20 protein-coding genes are annotated in these 19,004 nt (G+C 36.8%); 3 read left to right on the top strand and 17 right to left on the bottom strand.

Annotated elements, in window-relative coordinates:
• Nucleotides 1–73: 73 nt before the first annotated feature.
• From J7Q84_RS05665 to J7Q84_RS05630, 8 genes are all read right to left on the bottom strand, one after another.
• On the bottom strand, nucleotides 74–1,381 hold the full coding sequence (locus tag J7Q84_RS05665; protein ID WP_209093484.1) for a D-arabinono-1,4-lactone oxidase: 1,308 nt from the start codon (nucleotides 1,379–1,381) through the stop codon (nucleotides 74–76).
• 513 nt (nucleotides 1,382–1,894) lie between these two features.
• Complete coding sequence (locus J7Q84_RS05660) at nucleotides 1,895–2,248, bottom strand: DUF4259 domain-containing protein (protein ID WP_209093482.1); 354 nt, start codon at nucleotides 2,246–2,248, stop codon at nucleotides 1,895–1,897.
• Between the two features lie 216 nt (nucleotides 2,249–2,464).
• The gene (locus tag J7Q84_RS05655; RefSeq protein ID WP_209093480.1) at nucleotides 2,465–3,556 is read right to left on the bottom strand and encodes a hypothetical protein; all 1,092 of its coding nucleotides are present in this window, start codon (nucleotides 3,554–3,556) and stop codon (nucleotides 2,465–2,467) included.
• Nucleotides 3,557–4,690: 1,134 nt separating this feature from the next.
• A complete protein-coding gene (locus J7Q84_RS05650; RefSeq protein WP_209093471.1) occupies nucleotides 4,691–5,272 on the bottom strand; it encodes a DUF4256 domain-containing protein in 582 nt (193 codons plus the stop codon).
• Nucleotides 5,273–5,448: 176 nt separating this feature from the next.
• Nucleotides 5,449–5,682, bottom strand: a complete 234-nt coding sequence (gene moaD / locus J7Q84_RS05645) for a molybdopterin converting factor subunit 1 (RefSeq protein ID WP_209093470.1) — start codon at nucleotides 5,680–5,682, stop codon at nucleotides 5,449–5,451.
• Nucleotides 5,679–6,149, bottom strand: a complete 471-nt coding sequence (locus tag J7Q84_RS05640; RefSeq protein WP_209093469.1) for a molybdenum cofactor biosynthesis protein MoaE — start codon at nucleotides 6,147–6,149, stop codon at nucleotides 5,679–5,681. The genes moaD and J7Q84_RS05640 overlap by 4 nt, the downstream gene beginning before the upstream one ends.
• Complete coding sequence (mobB, locus tag J7Q84_RS05635; RefSeq protein WP_209093468.1) at nucleotides 6,142–6,669, bottom strand: molybdopterin-guanine dinucleotide biosynthesis protein B; 528 nt, start codon at nucleotides 6,667–6,669, stop codon at nucleotides 6,142–6,144. Before mobB ends, J7Q84_RS05640 begins: the two co-directional genes overlap by 8 nt.
• The gene (locus J7Q84_RS05630; protein WP_209093467.1) at nucleotides 6,633–7,922 is read right to left on the bottom strand and encodes a molybdopterin molybdotransferase MoeA; all 1,290 of its coding nucleotides are present in this window, start codon (nucleotides 7,920–7,922) and stop codon (nucleotides 6,633–6,635) included. Before J7Q84_RS05630 ends, mobB begins: the two co-directional genes overlap by 37 nt.
• A gap of 149 nt (nucleotides 7,923–8,071) precedes the next feature.
• Here J7Q84_RS05630 and moaC point away from each other — a divergent pair, with 149 nt between their 5' ends.
• On the top strand, nucleotides 8,072–8,551 hold the full coding sequence (gene moaC / locus J7Q84_RS05625; protein ID WP_209093466.1) for a cyclic pyranopterin monophosphate synthase MoaC: 480 nt from the start codon (nucleotides 8,072–8,074) through the stop codon (nucleotides 8,549–8,551).
• 29 nt (nucleotides 8,552–8,580) lie between these two features.
• On the opposite strand, the gene J7Q84_RS05620 is transcribed toward moaC, so the two are convergent.
• The 6 genes from J7Q84_RS05620 to J7Q84_RS05595 form a co-directional block, all read right to left on the bottom strand.
• Complete coding sequence (locus J7Q84_RS05620; protein ID WP_209093465.1) at nucleotides 8,581–9,597, bottom strand: thiazole biosynthesis adenylyltransferase ThiF; 1,017 nt, start codon at nucleotides 9,595–9,597, stop codon at nucleotides 8,581–8,583.
• A 25-nt stretch (nucleotides 9,598–9,622) separates the two neighbouring features.
• Nucleotides 9,623–10,639 (bottom strand): GTP 3',8-cyclase MoaA, encoded by a 1,017-nt coding sequence (gene moaA, locus J7Q84_RS05615; RefSeq protein WP_209093464.1) that lies wholly within the window; start codon nucleotides 10,637–10,639, stop codon nucleotides 9,623–9,625.
• Between the two features lie 173 nt (nucleotides 10,640–10,812).
• Nucleotides 10,813–11,415 carry a molybdenum cofactor guanylyltransferase gene (locus J7Q84_RS05610; protein WP_209093463.1) on the bottom strand — a complete coding sequence of 201 codons (603 nt, stop codon included), beginning with the start codon at nucleotides 11,413–11,415 and terminating at the stop codon, nucleotides 10,813–10,815.
• 257 nt (nucleotides 11,416–11,672) lie between these two features.
• Nucleotides 11,673–12,089, bottom strand: a complete 417-nt coding sequence (locus J7Q84_RS05605; protein WP_209093462.1) for an SWIM zinc finger family protein — start codon at nucleotides 12,087–12,089, stop codon at nucleotides 11,673–11,675.
• A 13-nt stretch (nucleotides 12,090–12,102) separates the two neighbouring features.
• Entirely contained in the window at nucleotides 12,103–13,623 is a 1,521-nt protein-coding gene (locus tag J7Q84_RS05600) for a cobyric acid synthase (RefSeq protein WP_209093461.1), read from the bottom strand.
• A 261-nt stretch (nucleotides 13,624–13,884) separates the two neighbouring features.
• Nucleotides 13,885–14,739, bottom strand: a complete 855-nt coding sequence (locus J7Q84_RS05595) for a Cof-type HAD-IIB family hydrolase (RefSeq protein WP_209093460.1) — start codon at nucleotides 14,737–14,739, stop codon at nucleotides 13,885–13,887.
• 921 nt (nucleotides 14,740–15,660) lie between these two features.
• Between J7Q84_RS05595 and J7Q84_RS05590 the strand changes: the two genes are divergently transcribed.
• Nucleotides 15,661–15,852, top strand: coding sequence for a hypothetical protein (locus J7Q84_RS05590; RefSeq protein WP_209093459.1), 192 nt, complete (start codon nucleotides 15,661–15,663; stop codon nucleotides 15,850–15,852).
• Between the two features lie 341 nt (nucleotides 15,853–16,193).
• Here the strand turns inward: J7Q84_RS05590 and J7Q84_RS05585 are convergent, their stop codons facing one another.
• Both J7Q84_RS05585 and rraA read right to left on the bottom strand, forming a co-directional pair.
• Entirely contained in the window at nucleotides 16,194–16,931 is a 738-nt protein-coding gene (locus J7Q84_RS05585; RefSeq protein WP_209093458.1) for an SDR family NAD(P)-dependent oxidoreductase, read from the bottom strand.
• A gap of 86 nt (nucleotides 16,932–17,017) precedes the next feature.
• Nucleotides 17,018–17,521: a ribonuclease E activity regulator RraA gene (rraA, locus tag J7Q84_RS05580; protein WP_209093457.1), complete on the bottom strand. Its 504-nt coding sequence runs from the start codon at nucleotides 17,519–17,521 to the stop codon at nucleotides 17,018–17,020.
• Between the two features lie 120 nt (nucleotides 17,522–17,641).
• On the opposite strand from rraA, the gene ybaK reads away from it, so the two are divergent.
• Nucleotides 17,642–18,115 (top strand): Cys-tRNA(Pro) deacylase, encoded by a 474-nt coding sequence (ybaK, locus tag J7Q84_RS05575; protein ID WP_209093456.1) that lies wholly within the window; start codon nucleotides 17,642–17,644, stop codon nucleotides 18,113–18,115.
• 58 nt (nucleotides 18,116–18,173) lie between these two features.
• Here the strand turns inward: ybaK and J7Q84_RS05570 are convergent, their stop codons facing one another.
• Nucleotides 18,174–18,914 carry an NAD-dependent protein deacylase gene (locus J7Q84_RS05570; protein ID WP_209093455.1) on the bottom strand — a complete coding sequence of 247 codons (741 nt, stop codon included), beginning with the start codon at nucleotides 18,912–18,914 and terminating at the stop codon, nucleotides 18,174–18,176.
• Between the last annotated feature and the right edge of the window lie 90 nt (nucleotides 18,915–19,004).

Genomic DNA, 19,004 nt, shown 5'->3' with positions numbered 1-19,004 from the left:
CACCTCCTTACTCATAAGGTGAGCATAGAGAAATTTACATATTCATGGTATTTTATGGTAATTAATACATACTCTATATGTTTAAAATACCAGCCAAATAAGGGTTCACAAATATTCCATTGGGGTCGAGCTGCTTTCGTAGTGCAAGAAACTCTTCCAGCTTAGGATATAGGAGCTTAAGATCCTCAAAAGTCATATTATGCATTTTCCCCCAATGCGGACGCCCTTCATACTTCTTTACAATCAATTCCACTTCTTTGAAATACTCCTCGCTTTTCATCCCTTTATACATACGAACAGCAATATAACCAGAATTCCGCTGATATGCGGGGCTAAGCCAAATATCATCTTTTTTAACGTACCGGCACTCAATAGGGAAATGAACAGCAAATTTATGTTTACGAATAGCTTTATTGATTTCCAATATTGCGTCCTGCATACACTGTGCAGGTATGGTATATTCCATTTCAGTAAATTTCACTTTTCTTGGTGTTGTAAATATACGATGTGCCGGTCCTGTAATCCTCGTACTCGGAATCATTTTTGCAGAAAGCCGGCTTATCCACTTCGTTAGGAACGGGAACATTCGGCAGCATTCTGATAACAGATACAATATAACCCGTTCTCTTATTGCTGTTTTCCACCTATGCACATACAAGGAAGATGCAAGGTCATCAGTTATATTCATAGTTTTAACTTGTATATCATTACTATATGGAAAAATAGAGAACGCAAAGTGACGATTTGTGTTCACAAAAACATCAAGATTCTCCATCACTTCTGTTAGAGATTGTTTATTGCTTTCATAAATATAATTTATTTTTGGGATGACCTTTATTTTTACTTTTACAATAATGCCAAGCAGGCCAAGTGAAACCTGCATTGCTTTAAAAATATCCTGTTTCTTCTTATTTGAGCACTTAATAATTTCTCCAACTGCAGTAACTGCTGTTATTTCCACAACTTGCGTTGAAATGCTTCCAAAATGGGCGCCGGTTCCATGAGTGCCTGTGCTGATCGCTCCACCAACTGACTGGACATTACTATCTCCGAGATTTTCTTGCGCGTATCCCTGTTTATATAACGATTTTCCTAATTCATCAAGTTTTGTCCCCGCCCATACTTCCACTGTTCCTGTACCGTGATCTACTGCTTCGACACCTGATAGCCGATCGAGTGATACTAACAATTCATCGGTAGCTGTTACAGCTGTAAATGAATGACCAGACCCGATAACACGAATACGTTTCTTTGCATGAACTGCACTCTGAACCGCTTCTACCACCTCATCAATATTACTTGGATACACAACCGCTAAAGGTGAAAACTGCACATTTCCCGCCCAGTTTTTCCATATCTTGCTTTTGTTGTCAGCTTTCATTCTCCCTCCCCCAATGCGTTGAAAATTGCAGTGTAACTTTTCTTTTAACAACAAGTTTAAATGTATTTGAGAATCTAACATACAAGAAATGACGTTCCTATGCTCTGCTCAACTAATATCTTCTTTAATCTAATAGAATGCAATCACTGACAATTACCCTAACTACGTACTATACATGAATGTTGCATTCGAATCCCTCTCACTGTTCTTCTAATTTATATTTTTATAACTATATGGCTATACATCCAAAATTAATTGTTTTAGTTTTAAAATGTTCTGACATTAAGTCTGTATAGAATACTTTATGAATATGCAAAATTTATACAGACTGCTATGTACACCCTTCCTTTTAAATAATGTTATGACGCGTTGGATAAGAAAGTGTATACTCAATTGAGTATGGAAGCAATGCAGCAGCATTCATTTTAAAGCTGTACCGGCTATCGAAACTGCCGATAACGGAGGTTATGTAAACAAAAAAAGGAGAATCTTCTCCTTTTTTTGCTGTATCTATTATTTACTAGCACCTATCAATTTTACTTTGAGTTCATTTAGAACCATTTTTCTTTCTTCATAATCCCCGTCTTCTCCACCTTCTGCCCAAAGCTCTAGGTCTGCACCTTTTTCGATCAATTCGATAGTTTTTACTCGAATTTCTTCTTGGAGTATCCCTTTCTCTAATTGAGCAGCTGCAAGTCCAGTATATATCCAAGATACTACTTCTAAATCATCTTCTTCTAAATTTCTATCCAATACTTCTTTGGTTGCATCTTCAACTGATAAACCCTCTTCTAATAACTCGTAAAAATCATCTCTTACATCGCAAGTTGTATCATTGTCAAATATTCCAGTTCCCCAGGCACCCATTTAGTACACCCCTTTGGTTTTATCTTCAGTCAATTAATTATACTATATAAGAATCACTTCCGATAATTAGACGTTATGTAAACATGACATGTATACGGTATACACTGATAAAAAAGAAAAAACGACCTTTTCTTTAATGAGTTCGTTTTTTCTTTTCAATCTTACTCTCCTAGATAATAACTTTTGTAGTTAAATTCACTTCAGTTCTATTTCCTATCAACGATTCCAGTAATATGTGATATCTTCTGAAAAGCTGTTCCAACCTGTAGTAGGAGACATCTTGTATGTTGCGTATGAGAATACTCCCCATTGATTTCCTAAGTATGCTTTTCCAGGCTGTGAATTTAACTTTACCAACCAGTTATCATATCTATAGTTTTTATTAACTTTAATATTATAATAGTATTCCTTTTCACTTTTTAATGCCTCAGCATCAGCAGAACCTACTCCTAAATTTACTTCACAAGGTTCTCCAAAAGCATTTTTTTGCCCACCATAAACAGCCCAGTCATCTCCAAATTGCGTATCTAAATATGGGCTTGGAAGATTTGTACTCCACCATGTTCCTTGTGTAGTTCCGCCATACTTCGTAACCCATGCCTCTCCGTCATAGTTATAAAAAACAGTGTCTAGTTCAAAAGAATTTTCTTTACTGTCTTCTAAGTATCCAGAAATACCTGTATTTGAAAACTTGAAAATTTGAGTTATGTAGGCACCCGTTGAATTAGTTATCATTGAATAGCGTCCAGTATAAGGTGTGGTTTTAGTTTTTGTAATAGAAGGAGGAGTTGCTCTTGTTTGTGGTTCTGTAATAAGCGTTCCTTGAGGTAATGTAGTATATTCTGCTATACTTGCATATGAATCTGTAATTCTTGCTTGCACATCCGAAAGTTCATCATAAAATGTTAGATGATTTATCTTTAAATCACCACTCATTAACTGATTCCACAAAAAACCTCTTTGTTCTTCGGTAAGATTACTTTCAGGGTCATAAATATAATCCATAGTACTTTGTTCAAATGCAGTCATTGCATCATATGTAGTTTCTCCTATTTCTTTTTGATAACCAATGGTTATTACTTCATCACTATTGGGAATAACGGTCTGAAATTCAGTTAAATACAAACCAGTCGAAATTGTCTCTAAATCCTTATACGTGTAAGAAGAATTTTCTAAATTAACTTCAACAAACGTTAAATCATCTTCACCCCCTACCACAAACGGAGTTACCCCAGCTGCAAATGTGCTTGATGGTAATAACAGAGATAAACTTAATAATGGCACTAAGAATAGCTGTTTTTTCTTCAATGTATTTCTCTTCCTTCCTAAAATATATTTTAATTATACAATCAGAATATCTTGATGATTAATTAATATCAAGATATATATTCAGAAAATTCAACATATTATTCGGAGTTAATTCATTACTATGCAAAATTTATCATATAGTATAAAAACCGTGAATTTATCACCGGGGTGTCGCCAACAAAACGCAGATTTACAACGTTAAAAATTTTAGTGCAAGAAAATGGCCACTTCAAACACAATAAGCACTTATTTCTCTATATCACAAAGTCCTCTGAAGGGATGATATTAGAACTTTATGAAATACTACCTTCTGGACAAATAAATTCTGTCAGAAAGCACGCTTTTTGAAAGGCGTGCTAGAATGTTTAGCGTTGTAAATCCTCGTTTTGCTGATGGGACCCCTATTAGATTGAAAAGGGGTAGGTTGAATGAATATAAGGTTTATTACCTTAGTTTGCATTGTAAGTATTATATTTGTATGGATAACACCTTTTATATATCCGATCAAAATTACAAGTATCGATCAACTAAAATATGTACGTTTAGGATGGCCGATTCCGATCATTGAACAGGAGTTATCATATACACCCTTAATAGAAGATTTACCAATCAAAATAGTTCTATCAGACCCATGGGAAAATAATACAACTCTCCTATGGGGTAACATGTTTTTGTCTGTAATCATTATCGGAACACTAATAATGACCTTATATACTTTCTTTTCATTTTTAATATCAAAATATTTTATAAAAAATTAACTCTATAGTATAATTAATGAAAATGAAAAATAAATCAAAATATGCTCCAGAAGAAGATCTTTCTTTAATAATTAATAACAACTACCGATAATCCTAACTTATGTTAACAACAAAGATATTTCTTCTCTAAACTGTACTAAGTTGCTTAACTATGTTATGTAGCATCGTTTTGAAGAATATAAATCCACTTCTCTTATCGACGTATTAGACTTTGCCAATTTAGTTGTAAATTCATAGACTATTAATACAAAATAGGACATTCCAAAATCCTTGGAATGTCCTATTTTTATTCCATAATCGCCTTCGATAGTTTAAGAATGAAATGAAAACCTTTCCCTAGGTAATCCATTCTCAAATTTAGCTGTCTGTGCAAAATTTAGACCGTTAGCGAGCCGCGAAACCCTCTGGCAGCATAGTAGGATTCTGCTCCATTGTGATACATGAAAACATGACCGAAACGTCGATCGCAAAAAAGTGCACCGCCGAGTTCTCTAATATCAGCAGGTGTTTGCACCCAGCTTGACGTCTTCATATCGAAATTTTCAAGTTGCTGCAACGCTCGATATTGTTCTTCAGTCAAAAGTTCTATGCCCATGGAAGCTGCCATATCAATAGCGTTATTTTCAGGTTTATGTTTTTTTCTTGACTCTAGCGCTTCACGGTCGTAACAAACACTTCTGCGGCCTTTCGGACTTTCTGCTGAACAATCACAAAACATATATTCGTCCTTCTCTTTATCATAACCAACAACATCCGGTTCACCGCCGGTTTTTTCCATTTCGTTAAGCGACCATAGCTTTCCAGTATTTTCATCCAGCTTTGCTTGAACTTTAGCCCATTCAAGATCTTTATGGCGGTTCATGTTTTTCTCAAAACGAGCTTTCAATACTCTTAGTAATCCTTCACTTTGTTCTTGTGACAACTCTTTTTTATCGCTGGTTGTATTGCTTTTTGTCATGTTAGTTCCCCCCTAATTGTTTTTGCTCATAATGGTTTAAGTATCATCCTCTATTTGTTTTATAATAAATTAAATGATTAAGTAAATCCATTCCGCCTCAATATGACCTGTTTTTTTAATACTTTTTAAAAGGTCTGTTCAATTACGCTTCTTCAGAACTCCATTTATAGCTAAGCTTACCCGCCGCTTACAGGAGGAATGAAAGCGACTGTATCTCCGCTCTGAACTACCTCTTCATCCTCAGCATATTCTTCGTTCACTGCAATCATATTTGATGGAGAAATAGTCACATTATATGTCTCTTCTAAAAGAGCTTTCAAATCGGAAATCGTTATGTTTTCTTGTTCTACGACAACCCTCTCTTTTCCGAATGCTTCTTGTAAATGGGCAAATAGCAAAACTGTAATCATTCTAAATTCTCCTTTCCCGGCTGACCGGATGGATAAGGCGTTTTCTCTAATTGATCGCCTATCCATAATTCGCCGTCTTCCCAATGTTCCTTTTTCCAAATCGGAACAATTTCTTTAATTCGTTCAATTGCATATTCATTTGCCTCATACGCCTCTTTACGGTGAGGTGTGGAAACAGCTATCACAACTGCGATATCTGAAATTTGCAATGTACCAATGCGATGTGTAATCGCCACTTGTGAGCCTGGCCATTTCTCTTGAATTTCCTTCCCGATTTGAGCAAGTTTCTTTTCTGCCATGCTCTTATACGCTTGATATTCTAAATAAAGTGTTCGTTTTCCCTTTGTAAATTCTCGGACAGTGCCAATAAATGTAGTAACAGCACCACACTCTCTCCGAATTACTTTGTTTGTGACTTCCTGTACATTGATTGGTATATCTATTACTTGAAAATAGGAATTACACATATTTTTCCCTCACTATATTCATCAGCCACGGTAAATACGCTGATTCTTCTGTAATATGAAATGTTTGATAGGTGTTTTGGATATGTGATGGCAAGGGTATCCAAGAAATCACCCCAATAATATGATTACTAGACTCTAACAATCTAAAGTCTTTCTCTGATTTTAATAAGACCACTTTTGGATATTGCGCTGCTTTGTACCCTTCAATAATGACAATATCTAGGTCGAGCAATGTATATAACGATATAATATCGTCTAACTTCCACTTGTTGTTAGTTGCATGAAGATGGAGCGTCCCTCCTCCTTCTACCGCACTTGCTATAGCACCTGCATTCTTATGGCGAGAGCTGTCTTTTTGCTGTACTTTCTCAGGTTCTCCTCCATGACCATGATGCTTAATTGATCCTACCTTACACCCTTCCGTTGTAAGTGATCTAATCACTTTTTCTGCCAAAGTCGTTTTCCCGCTGTTTTGATATCCTACTATTTGTAAGATTTTAACGGCTGTCCCCATGGCCATTCACTTCCTATCTGATCGTCCAGAAGCAGCACGGTAACTGGCATTCCTGCTTCATAGCCACGGGTCCCTCCAGGAAGGACAATAAATGCATTAGATTCTGCCAAAGATGAAACGACATTGGATTTATCAAGTCCAACTGGAGATGCTACCAGGCTTCCATTTTTAAATGTTACTTGGCCACGGATAAATCTCGTAAACGGATTTGCCTTGCGAAAATCTTTTTCTAGCACAGCTTCTGCACGCTGCAAATGAGGTTTCTTTGAAAATAATAGCGTGCGTATAATCGGACGCACATACAATTCAAATCCAACATAACAAGCAGAGGGATTCCCAGATAATCCGAATAATAGCTTACCGTTATATTCAGCTACCGTTGTCACACTTCCTGGGCGCATAGCAATTTTATTAAATAACACATTGGCTCCTAATTTTTCATAAATAGCAGGTAAATAATCGTAATCTCCAACTGACACACCGCCGGTTGTAAGCAAGATATCCACTTGGCTCATCGCTTCTTCCACAGCCCTGTAGCAGGATTCAAAATCATCCGCCAGCTTTCCGAAATACTTTGGTATTCCCCCGCACCGCAGAATTTGTGAGGATACCATATACGAATTGCTGTTACGGATTTTTCCAGGTACGAGTGATTCGCCAACTTCCAGCAGCTCACTTCCAGTTGTTAAGATACCAACAACCGGTTGTTTGGCAACTTTGACTGTATCGTATCCAAATGTAGCTAACAATGCTGTGATACCAGGATTAATGCAGATTCCTTTCTCAACAAGCATAGTACCATTTTTTACGTCTTCTCCCTGAAAAGACACATTATCTCCAGGGTGAAAGGAACGCTTTAAGGTCATATATTTAATACCGTTTTTTTCACTTTCTGTTGTCACTTCCAGCATAACTACCGCATCACAGCCTTCAGGCATTTGAGCACCTGTCATGATGCGAACTGCTTGGAATGCTTGTACTTCTTCAGAAAATACAAACCCTGCACCAATTTCTCCTACCACTTCAAATGTAACAGGAGATTCATTACTTGCACCTTTGGAATCTTTTGCGCGTATAGCAAACCCATCATAGGGAGAACGATCAAAATGAGGTACATCATGGTCTGCTACAATATCTTCTGCTAAAAAACGATTATAGCAATTTTCAATGGAAACCTCTTCCCAATTGCCAGCCTTTCTATATTTCATTACTCTTCGTACTGCTTCTTCTACTAAAATAGGGGTTCTCTTTTCAACCATAAAAGATTCAGCACCGTCCTTTCGTAATGATGTTGTATGTAAATATTATAGAATTTGACTCCTATCGCAGAAATGTATAGTACACTTTTTTATATAGAGTGGTACAATATATTCTTGAATAGAGTAAATACATATTAAGGGTGAAGCTTATGTCGTCTTTTACACATTTTAATGAACAAGGTCGTGCAAAAATGGTCGATATTAGTGATAAGGTCGTCACAGTTCGTACCGCTATTGCTTGCTCGAGCATTATCGTAAACGAACAAATATATACGAGCATTATCGAACATAAAATTGGCAAAGGTGATGTTTTATCCGTTGCTCAAATTGCCGGTATCATGGCTGCTAAACGTACTTCTGATATCATTCCGATGTGCCATCCTTTATTACTAAAAGGAGTCGATATATCTTTTCAATGGAGCATTAAAGAACTAGAATACCGTCTCCTTATTGAAGCAAAGGTGAAAACCGAAGGAAGTACCGGTGTTGAAATGGAAGCGCTCACAGCTGCAAGTGCATGCGCCCTTACCGTTTATGATATGTGCAAGGCTATCGATAAAGGCATGATTATTGGTGAAACGTATTTAAAAGAAAAAACAGGTGGAAAAAATGGCGATTTTAAACGCTAGCAGATAGACCAAAGGTATATTCCTTTGGTCTATCCTACTATCTGATAATACAGCCGTTTCGCTTCTTGTATATCATTTGTACCATGAACAAACACTCTTCCGTCTTGAAAGATCACCATTCTATACTCATCCATCTTCAGTGACAGTAAATATGGATTTTGTTCCATCATTCCTTTCCTGCCAAGCTGCAGGGCAAGTTCTTCTAAAGTAAGCTCCATCGGCTTTGAAGGCCGAATCTGAACAGTATTTCTGCCGCATAGTACTTCGGTTTTCGTCTGATTCTCAAACGATAGGTAGGGATATGTTCGATGCTCTCCGCAAGAAGGACAGCTGTCTTTCTTTACTTTAGTCACCTTGACCGAAGCATGCTGATTTTTCCAAAGGTCAAAAGATACAAGCGTACCGCGTAACGCTTCATAATCTTCCACCAAAAGTTTCAATGCCTCCGCTGTTTGGTACGACACAACCATATTCACTGCAGGGCTGATAATTCCTGCAGTATCACATGTTGTATTTCCCATTGGAACATGCTTCAGCAAACAATGGAGACAAGGCGTTTGATCCGGAATGATGGTAAAGGTAATACCGTAACTTCCTACACAGGCTCCATAAATCCATGGAACTTTGTATTTTTGACACATATCATTAATGATCATGCGCGTATCAAAGTTATCAGTCGCATCCATAATTAAATGAACACCTTTGATAAGCTCCTCAAGCTCTTGCACCGTAACATCTTTTATAAATGCAACTACGTCTACCTCAGAATTAATGTTGGATAAATACTTTTTTGCTGCCAGTGCTTTCGGCATGCGATCCCTCGCGTCTTCTTCTGTATACAGCTGCTGGCGCTGTAAGTTGCTCCATTCAACGTAATCACGATCTACAATAGTTACTTTTCCAACTCCAGCCCGTACAAGCGCCTCTGCACTCGCAGTTCCTAATGCACCGGCACCAAGTATTAATACATGTTTATTCGCCATCCTTTTTTGTCCAGCTTCTCCTATAGGGTGAAATAGGATTTGGCGTGAATAACGATCTTGCATAGCTTCTCTCCTTCCCCATCAAGCTTCATCCCCCGATATACGACATTTCTATTTTAGTACGGCGTTTTCTGTTCTCTTCTGTCCGTTCGTCTGAATAGCGGTCGTTTCGTTGCTTCCATACTGATCGCATATGCTCATACAGTGTTTCATCAGACATATCTTGCCGCAGCAGCGCTCGTAAATCCGTTCCTTCACTGGCGAATAAACAGGTATATAATTTTCCGTCTGCTGAAATACGTGCTCGCGTGCAGCTAGAACAAAATGATTCTGAAACAGATGAAATAACCCCTACTTCAGTAGTAGTTCCAACATACCGATAGCGTTTGGCTACTTCACCAAAGTAATTAGGATCAGCAGGTTCAATGGGGTAAATAGAGCCGATTTTTTCTATTATTTGCTTTTTTGTTATAACTTGCTTTAAATCCCAGCCATTCGTAGAACCAACATCCATAAATTCAATGTAGCGAAGCGTAATTCCCTTTTCTTTAAAGTACTTTGCCATTGGAAGTACTTGGTCATCGTTCATTCCCTTTTTTACAACCATATTAACTTTAATTTCAAGCCCGGCTTCTTGTGCAGCCTGAATCCCCTTTAGTACAGGATGAGTGCTGACGTTCCTGCCGTTGATTTTTTTAAATGCTTCATCCTCAATTGCATCAAGGCTAATATTCACTCGTTTTAACCCTGCTTTTTTTAGCTGTCTCGCTTGCTTAGCTAAATGAACACCATTTGTCGTAAGAGCTACATCATCTAGTCCTTCAATTGTTGTTAACATATGTATCAACATATGTAAATCCTTCCGTAACAGCGGTTCGCCACCCGTTAAACGAATTTTTCTGACTCCCATACGTACAAATAATGCTGCTAAACGGTGTATTTCTTCAAACGAAAGCAGTTGCTCTTCTTTCATGAACGCATAATCAGGACCGAAAATTTCCGCGGGCATACAGTATGTACAACGGAAGTTGCAGCGATCAATGACTGAAATACGTAAATCCTGCAGCGGCCGATTCAATTGATCAAGAATAACAGTGTCCTTCATATACGCCCTCCTTTGTATTTATAAATCAGACTGACACTCAGCACCAAATTCAATAATTCTTCCTATAACTCTCGTAAAAGATGACTGGCTTTTTCAACTTGTAACAAGCCGTACAGTAAATTGTATCATACTTAGAAAGTAAATAAGTTTTTTTTGTACAAATGAACTAAACTCTAATTATGTTGTTCATCTTCATCCAAGAGGCTATGCAAAATGGATTTATTGTTAATATTTATAAATTTATTCCCTGAAATATGAAAATCCTGTTCCTGTAAATATTTCACATTCAATACCTTCAATAATGACATCATGCGAAGATTGTCTTCTTCTAATAATCGCTTGATAGAGCTAGAAGCACTTCTTTTATACGCAGCAATTAGCGGCTGATACTTTCCCTTTATTATAGGAACGACTGCATCTATATTCGGCTTTATACAATTGATAATCACTTTTAAGATTGACGAAGTAATTAGCGGTGCATCGCAAGGTAAAACAATATACCAATCTGCTTCGTATGCTTCCATTGCAGAATATACTCCAGCAAGCGGTCCCTTCCCTTGGTAAATCTGTATATCTTCTATTATAGTAATAGAAGACTTGTATTCAAACTGCTTCGTTAAGGATGGCAAGCTTACCAGCACAATATGTTGCACTTGATTTTCCAGCGCTTGAAGTGCATGTTCATATAAATATTGACCCTTATATGTAGCAAAGGCTTTGGGTTCTCCAAACCTTCTGGACTGTCCTCCTGCCAAAATAATTCCTACTATTTTCAAGTGAACTCTCTCCATTTTGTTATGTCATCTTTACGGTAAATGAAATTACAAATTATATATTATACATTTTGGAGCAGATAAAGACGCAAGAAGATTCTCACTGATGACAGTTTTACTTTTAGGGAAAAACATAGTTTGCAATCGCTTCGGTCTAGCATATAATGCTATGATCGTAGCTATCGATACCCACACTGAGATGTTGAATCCGCGCCATTTTATACTATTCTCCACATAAAGTTTCTACTTTTCCCTCGATTTTACTCCATCTTTTTCATTTTTTCCAACATTACTGCAATTATATCCTTATATTCGCTTTTTCGATGCACCAATTGCTCTAGTATGCTCACTAATTCTGCTTTTTCTAATCTATTTAACACGTCCGAGATAGCCGCTGTTGGAACAGAAAGCAGCCCTTTCTTATCTATAGCGAATACAACAGCCGCCATATGCTTACAATGATTTTCATATGGACACTCACATTCGCTGTAAATAAATTGTTTCAAATCTATTTTCACTTCATAATCTCCATAATTCCCCTCTACTAAAGAGTACACTATGTTGTTCTGTAAAGTAATCTCACTCACATATCCTTCTTCATAATAATCAAGACCACGCTCAATAATATGGGGTGGAATGCAGCTCTTCATCTCTTTTTTCAATTGTTGAATATTCATTCTTTATGCCTTTTCAACCTCTACATTTATTTCCTTGTTCAGTATAGTCATTCATCTTCTTATAAATAACATCAAGTGAAAGGTTCTTACGTAAAGCATCCCCTATCTTGTCAAAACTATCTTCTCTTATTCTATTATAGCTTTCTCTATCTTCTTTTGCTGTAAGACCTTTACTTACACGTACAAAATTCAAATATGCAGCACGAAATGCATCGTTATGAAAAATACCATGAAAATAGGTTCCTATCACCCGTTCACTTTTTGCTTTAGCTCCGTCCGTTTTATCTTCTAATCGAATGAAGGAATCTACCAGCTCTGTATAGCTTGTCACACCCATATGTATTTCGTATCCAGTAACAGAAAATAATCTGTTATTGAATGCTAACTCTCCCTTAGATAAAACTGTTGTTTTATCCTTTAATAACTCGGTTTTTATGGGAAGCAGTCCAAATCCTTGTATAGAGCCGATGTTACTTTCCACCTGAAATGGATCAGCAATATCCGTGCCTAGCATTTGATAGCCTCCGCAAATCCCGAAAATAAAGCTCTCTCCTTTTTGATGTTTTTCCAATATATCAGCATATAAGCCGGTTTGCTTTAAAAACTGTACATCCTCTATCGTATTTTTCGTACCTGGCAAAATAATAATATCGGGACTTCCTAACTCTTTTCTATTTGTAACGTACCGTACACTGCAATCAGGCTCAACGAAGAACGGGTCAATATCTGTAAAATTTGAAATGTATGGATACTTGATCACCGCTATGTCTATTTCTTTTTTCTCGTGAACTGAAGACATGGTTTCGAGTACAACTGAATCTTCTGCATCCATATACACATCTTGAAGATACGGGATCACTCCTAATACTGGTTTTCCAGTATATTCTTCAAACCACTTTAACCCCGGCTCTAATAATGATAACTCTCCTCGAAACTTATTAATGACTACCCCAATGATACGATCACGGTCTTCTGGTTCCAGCAGCTGCAATGTGCCAACTAAGCTTGCAAATACTCCCCCTTTATCAATATCGCCAACAAGAATGACAGGTGCATTTGTTAACCTGGCAATTCTCATATTAGCAAGCTCCCGATCATTTAAATTGATTTCCGCAGGACTCCCTGCTCCTTCAATCACTATAATGTCGTAATTGCTTGCCAACCGATCGTATGCAGTTTGAATGATCTCCAAACCATGTTCAAAAAAATCTTTACGGTACATCGTTGCTTCATAATTTCCTAACGGCTTTCCATTTATAATAACTTGTGATGTTAAATGTCCTGACGGTTTTATTAAAATAGGATTCATATCAGCCGTCGCCACAATCCCGGCTGCTTCTGCCTGCACCCCTTGAGAACGGCCGATTTCTTTTCCATCCGGTGTAACATAAGAATTGAGCGACATATTTTGCGCTTTAAATGGTGTTGTCTTATATCCATCTTGATAAAAAATGCGGCATAGTCCTGTAACAAGTAAACTTTTTCCTGCATCCGAGTGCGTCCCTTGAATCATAATGGGCAAAGTTTTTTTCATTTCTCTCGCTCCTAGAATGTATCTGATTACATTAAATGTTGGGTATTGCACATATACTATGTTTATTGTAATAGATTAAGCAAAAATTTTCAGTTTAATTGATTCAAATCCAACCTATATGAAATAAGAGCTTGTTTTGTTGTATAATGAAAAATTATGTCCAACAGAATTGGTTTACATAATAATTATTATTGTAAATTTGATTAACGATAATAATTAGCTTAAAACTCAAGTACTTAAATCTCTTACATTTACACACGATTAGTTTAGTATATATCTTTCAATTGCGTATGCAACTCCATGTTCATCATTCGACAAAGTCACAATATCACTATGTTTCTTCACTTCTTCCTCCGCATTTCCCATTGCAATTGATAACCCTGCTGCATTAAACATCGGAATATCATTATTTTCATCTCCAATAGCAACCGTATCTTCTAATGGGATATTAAAATAGCGAGCCATTACTTTTAAACCGTATCCCTTATTTCCATTAAAGTGTGTAACTTCAAGATTAAAGGGAGAAGAGCCGGCTACATACGTCTCTTCAATAGATTGCAAATTCTGCTGCATTCGTTTTTTCTGTTCAGGATCAAGCCCTAAAATAAGGAACTTTTGCACTGTAAAATCTTTATTATTGATTATCTCCTCAACTTGGTCAAAAAACGAATGACCGTATACGTGTGGAGGTGTCGTAAACATTTTATAGTGTTTATTTTCATAATACTCCTCTGGCACACGACCTGATAGCAGAACACTTTCTAATCGTTCACTCCAATTTCTAGGAGCAAAAATTCCTTTGTTGGTAGATATATTATACGGTACATATTCCTTTTCAATCTCTACAGCAACTTTTTGATTTTGAGTTGGACTTAAAGAATTTAGTTCTACCAATTTTCCGTTTACATATATAGCCGTTCCATTATTCCCACCAACAGGGCAGTCCAATCCGTATTTAGCCAACTGTTCATTTATAGAAGTTTGCGATCGTCCAGAAAGGATCATAACAATATGCCCCTGCTGTTGAGCTTTTTTAATCGCTCCAATGTTTTCATCACTAATTTCTTTTGTTGAATTTAATGTAGTACCATCCAAATCAAGAGCAATAAGTTTCATGAGCATTTCTCCCCTTTTCCAAAAAGCAGGTTATGTCATAAATATATTTCTGGATATAAGTCTTATTCTCTGAAAAATTGAATGTAGCATGTTTGTAGGATTTTGTTGTAGGTTTAAAGATAAAGAGCACTTGATGTCCATCACAATTAACATCTGTACATTTTTAAACCTGTCTATATTTTCACATTCATATAGTAAGCATACAATTGGCAATATAATATAATTTGTTTATTGCTAAACTATCCAATAAACATTGCTAATTATCTTTACGCACGTTCTATGACCGAATTAAAAATACGAAGGAATTTCATTTATAAATGAAATTCCTTCGTATTTTTGTTACTTCCTCTAACAGCGCTGTTAATTTACCAATTTGGTTTATTAGACAAATGAAATCTACACTTGTATCTCAACTTGATATATTCATAAGTGCTACTCTGATTATGGAATGAGAAGCGATGTTTATAGCAGCACCGGGTTGAACAGTTATCCATGTTGTGACACCTTACAAATGGTTTGTCCATTTATAAGTTATTTGTGCCAGATTGCATTCGAACTCTTTCTACAGATACTTATCATGAAACAACATTTATATTGAAATTTGCTTTTTTAAAGAAACTGGATGCAATAAGATCTTGTTCTCTAATAAATCTCAATTATGGTGGAAAGCCATTCCTAGAACAGCGAGCGCTTTAAAGAAGAGTACTGTTTCGTATTATAAAAATATTTTAATTGTGCAGAAACAATTCGAATTACTTTACTTCCGCTAGAATTAAAAATAGGTTAATAGTTTTTTTCATAAAATTTCAACTATTGTTACAGCTGTGAAAGTATACTCTGTTATGTATTCCTTTCTCTTATATCGGTATATTTTTCCCATTCTTATCCATACTATAACTGAACTAAAAAGGAGGCGATAGTATGCAAAAGAATGCGAGAGGACATGTACAAGATTCCTGCAGCGCTTTAAATGAAGCAAAAAGCTGCCTTGAAAGCGCTCTGCAAACAGTGGAAAAATCAGATAATGCACAGCGTATACAGCAATCCTTGCAGGCTGTGGAAACTGCTTTACATCAATGCGACAGCACTGCACAAATACTATCACAAGAATAAAATAATATTTTGTTCTTGCGATAGTGCATTATGATTGGTCACTCTTTGTTATATCACAGATAAGAAGCAGAACAAACTATATCTGTTATTTTGGATAGCGTGTAACAACATTTATGAAAACCATTCATCTATTACATTATGTTGTAAGAGATTCTTCTTACAATTCTCTCGTGATTCCGAAAGGCAGAAAAGAACAGCATACGAAAAGGCGAGTTCAAAAGAACTTGCCTTTTCGTATGCTGTTTCAAATACTTAAAAAAAGCACCTCAAAATGAAGTGCGATGGAGGTAGACACTATGTAGACGCGACCTACTCTATATCGATATGCAATCTTACACTATTTATTCCTCGTATATCATCTTTTTCATCATACCTCCATCAATCGTAATGTTCTCTCCATTGATAAAATCATTGTAATCATCTGTTAAAAACAAACATGCTCTTGCTATATCTTCAGGTTTACCCACTCGAAGCGATGGGTGCTGTACGTGATCCTTGATACGCAGTTCATCGTAGGCAGAAGTTTGAATCCAACCCGGGCTAATACAATTCACTGTTATATTTTCCTCACCTAACGATAAGGCCAATGCGTGAGTAAGCGCAACAATCCCTCCTTTTGATGCCCCGTAAGCTTCCGAGTGAGGTTCTGACATAAACGCACGTGTAGAAGCGATGTTTATGATTCTCCCATATGAGGTTCCTTTATTCAGCTTGTAAAACTCTTTTGAAGTAAATACGAAGCTCCGTAAATTCACGTGTAAGATTCCATCCCACTCTTCTACAGTTAAGTCTTCCAGCGGGCAAAATTTACTTACTCCCGCATTGTTAATTAAAATATCAATGTTACCATGATGATATTGCAAATGATGAAACATTTGGACGATTTCATTAACATTCTTAAGATCTATTAAATAAAAAAATGCTTTTTCTCCCAGTTCCGTAGCAGCCTTCTGTCCCTCCTCTTGATCTTTATCTGCCAGCACGACCGTTGCACCCTTTTCAATATAGGCCCTTGCAATCGCTAAGCCGATACCATTTGCTGCTCCAGTCACTAAAACTGTCTTATCTTCATAATTCATTTTATCACTCCTAGAAATACATAATTTCTACTAATCCAAGGCTAGGTGGCAACAGTGCAACAATTTACATAACTCGCACTGCTTCTCTATTCTTTTACGGCTAGTTCACTTTCTCCAAGCAATCTATCAGCAACAATTATCCCATCTTCATCGACATATACATAATGATTAGGGTGCCATTTTACACCAGCAAATTGCAGTGTAATATTTTCTTCGCCCAGCCCTTTTTTATTACTTTTCTTTGGAACTGTTGCTAATGCACAAACTCCAATTTCAATTTTCTTTAACTCTGCACTATCACGCACGCATCCATGAATGATAATCCCTGCAAGGCTGCGCTTTTCAGCAATCGAAGCCAAATTATCTCCCAATAATGCACATCGCATAGATGCCTGCCCATCAACAACTAAGACCGTTCCTGCTGGTAATGTTTCCAGCGCATTACGAACGAGTACATTATCATCTAAAACTTTCAAAGTTGCAATTGGTCCATAAAAAGAAGCTCGTTTTCCAAATGATCGAAAAATCGGTTCACATACTTGTATGTATTCTCCATACGCATCGCACAAGTCCGTTGTTTTTACGGTCATTCTCTCATTCCTCTCTTAACGTTCTGCTTACTACTTCGCTTCTACATTTTAATTCCCCTTTTTCCATCCGAAAGAACACGCTATACTTAAGGAGATAAAATAAAAAGGAGATATAATATAATGGCAGTAAAAACAATCGCATGTCGTATACTGGATACACAAAAAATTACATATTCCTTACACGAGTATGAAGTAGATGAGAATAACCTAGATGCAGTACATGTAGCAAAGCAAGTTGGCTTACCTCCGCAGCAAGTGTTTAAAACATTAGTACTCCGAGGCGACAAAACCGGCGTTATCATGGCTTGTATACCTGCCGATAAAGAATTAGATTTAAAAGCATTAGCTGCTGTCAGTAAAAATAAAAAGGTGGAAATGGTGCCCGTAAAAGAAATACAAGGATTAACAGGTTATATCCGCGGCGGTGTATCACCGCTTGGTGTAAAGAAACGTTTTCCTTTTTTTCTACATGAAACAGCACACATATTAGATCCAATTAGTATTAGTGCTGGAAAAAGAGGGCTGCAAATTTTTCTTGCTGGCTCAGATCTTGCCTCTATATCCGAAGCTAATCTTGTTCGGATTGCTCATTAATAAAAGACAAGGCGCTAAACCTTGTCTTTTATATGTATCATTCTGCATGCAGCCACTCTTACATTTCCTGTAGCATTTTTTCCATATTCGATGTAACTGTTACTATATCCTCGTGCAAGACTATGTCAAAATAGGGGTCCATTGGTGTTGGTTCCAAATTAATCAGCATCAGCTTTGCGCCATGTTGTTTCGCGAATAAAGGAAACTCATTTGCCGGACGTACAGATAAGCTTGAGCCCATTACCATAACAACATCAGTCGCTTCTAAAACAGGAATGATTTGATTCGTATGACGAATCGCATCCCCATATAACACAACATTTGGTTTTAAGATTAAGGCACACTCTTCACAGCGCGGTACGTCTTCTTTCAAAATATACGGTAAATCATATTCCTTTTTGCATTTCAGACAAAACGCTTCATCATATGAACCGTGCATATCGAACACATTCGGATTGCCTGCTTTTTGATGAAGTCCATCAATATTTTGCGTAATAACTGCTGTTTCTTTTCCTTTAGCTGCCAAATAAGAAATAAAGTAATGACCTTCGTTTGGCTGAATATTACAAAGTCCCGCCAAAGAAAATAACTCCTTAAAGGTTTTCCAAAACTCTTTCGGTTTTCGATTATAGTAAGTTTGAGAAAGCAAATACTCCACATTTTCATATTTTTCGTACATCCCGTTTTTGGATCGGTAATCAGGTATTCCGCTTGTCGTACTCATTCCCGCTCCTGTCATAAATGTAAATCTAGAATATTGTTGCAGCCACTCTGATACAGACTGCTCCCATTTTTTCATAAAACTCACTCCCTTCTTTCTCTTTTATTATATAGAATGTACTCCCCTTTACAATTTCGATTTCGGTAATTGAAATTAAAAATATATGTT

The organism is Bacillus sp. 165, from assembly GCF_017742235.1.
Lineage (GTDB): Bacteria > Bacillota > Bacilli > Bacillales > Bacillaceae_G > JAGHKQ01.
The sequence above is the reverse complement of the archived record's forward strand: the minus strand, read 5'-3'. Positions and strand labels throughout refer to the sequence as shown.